1 protein-coding gene is annotated in these 1,363 nt (G+C 57.0%); it reads left to right on the top strand.

Features of this window, described 5'->3' with window-relative positions; all coding sequences use genetic code 11:
- Window positions 1–157: 157 nt before the first annotated feature.
- On the top strand, window positions 158–1,306 hold the full coding sequence (locus tag QKE19_RS11130; protein WP_016421368.1) for an IS1249 family transposase: 1,149 nt from the start codon (window positions 158–160) through the stop codon (window positions 1,304–1,306).
- The last annotated feature ends 57 nt before the right edge of the window (window positions 1,307–1,363 follow it).

Here is a 1,363-nt window from a genome sequence, read left to right as displayed (position 1 = left end):
TAGGCTGGGTAAATCGGGCGGATATAAGCATCAAGACCTTATATCCGCCCGATTAGTGTTCAATCCACCGGAATGGCACCCGCATGTGCTAATCGGGGGTTGGTGTGCTTTCCGGGTGAGTAAAAACAGACCACGATGCCCGATATGCGCTGGGCAAATGAAGAAAAACGGAACCACTTCTAAAGGCACAACCAGGTGGCGATGCAAGGACCCGAACTGCGGCAGTTCCACGACACGAACCCGCACCGACCGCACGCAGACCCGCGACTTTAAAGCCTTCGTCTCTTATGCCACCTCCACAGCAACGTTGTCTGAACTCGCCCAGCAACAAGGGGTAAGCCGTTGGACACTTGACCGCCGATTCAAACCGTTCTGGCTCATCGACATCCCCAACGACGGTGACCCACAGCGCATCTACGACCAGATCTTCATCGACGGTACCTACACCGCCGCCGGATGCTTGCTCGTCGCAGCCAGCCACGACCACGTCATCGCATGGCACTGGACCAAACACGAAACCGCCCACGCCTACACGCAGCTACTCCGCAAAATCGCTGAGCCGCTCTGCGTCGTCCTCGACGGCGGACAAGGCGCACTTACTGCGATTAAAGCCTGCTGGCCGAACGCGATAATCCAACGATGCCTCGTCCATGCGCAACGCGTCATCCGCCGCTACACCACATCACGACCACGCACCGACGCCGGCAAAGCCATCTACGCCCTGGCGTTGAAACTGACCCGTATCACCACACTCGACCAGGCACGGGAGTGGACGCTGCGTCTGCACGACTTCGGACAGGTATTCAAAGCATTCCTCAACGAGAAAACGCCCGTGTCAAAAGAGCGCCGCACACTCAACAACCAGTGGGAATGGACCCATCTGCGAGTTCGCAAGGCATACAACTCCCTGCTGCACCTCTCACGGAAAGGATGGCTGTTTACCTACCTGCAGCCACCACCGAATGCGCTTGAGCCTCAACGCTGGGCTTCAACGACAAACAGTCTGGAAGGCGGCATCAACGCCGGGCTCAAACGCATCGCCGACGCGCATCGCGGCAGGTCCGGGGAACGCCAACGAAAAATGCTCGAGTGGTACCTGCACTCGAAAACGCAACTGCCTGACGACCCATTAAAGATCGCCAGGCAGTGCAATTTCGGCCAAGATCAACTCGCCAAAGTCAACGATCTTGTCGAAGAAGACCACAACAAAGCCGACCATGAAACAGGCCGACCAGCCTTCTACGACAACGCTATCCCAACCGAGTACGAACACTCGATAGGAATCAGAAAAGGCCCCATGAAGTAACAAACGGTGTGCCGCCCCGCAACACGCCGAGCGGACACACTTTTTGCTACTTAACCC

The sequence above is a fragment of the Corynebacterium sp. c8Ua_99 genome, assembly GCF_039907185.1.
Classification (GTDB): Bacteria; Actinomycetota; Actinomycetes; order Mycobacteriales; family Mycobacteriaceae; genus Corynebacterium; species Corynebacterium jeikeium_D.
Note: the sequence above shows the minus strand (reverse complement) of the source record. Positions and strands in the feature narration are given on the sequence as shown.

What these genes read in the sequence shown, in the direction of transcription:
- QKE19_RS11130 (WP_016421368.1), top strand. Translation starts at nt 158, where the DNA reads ATGAAGAAAAACGGAACCACTTCTAAAGGCACAACCAGGTGGCGATGC.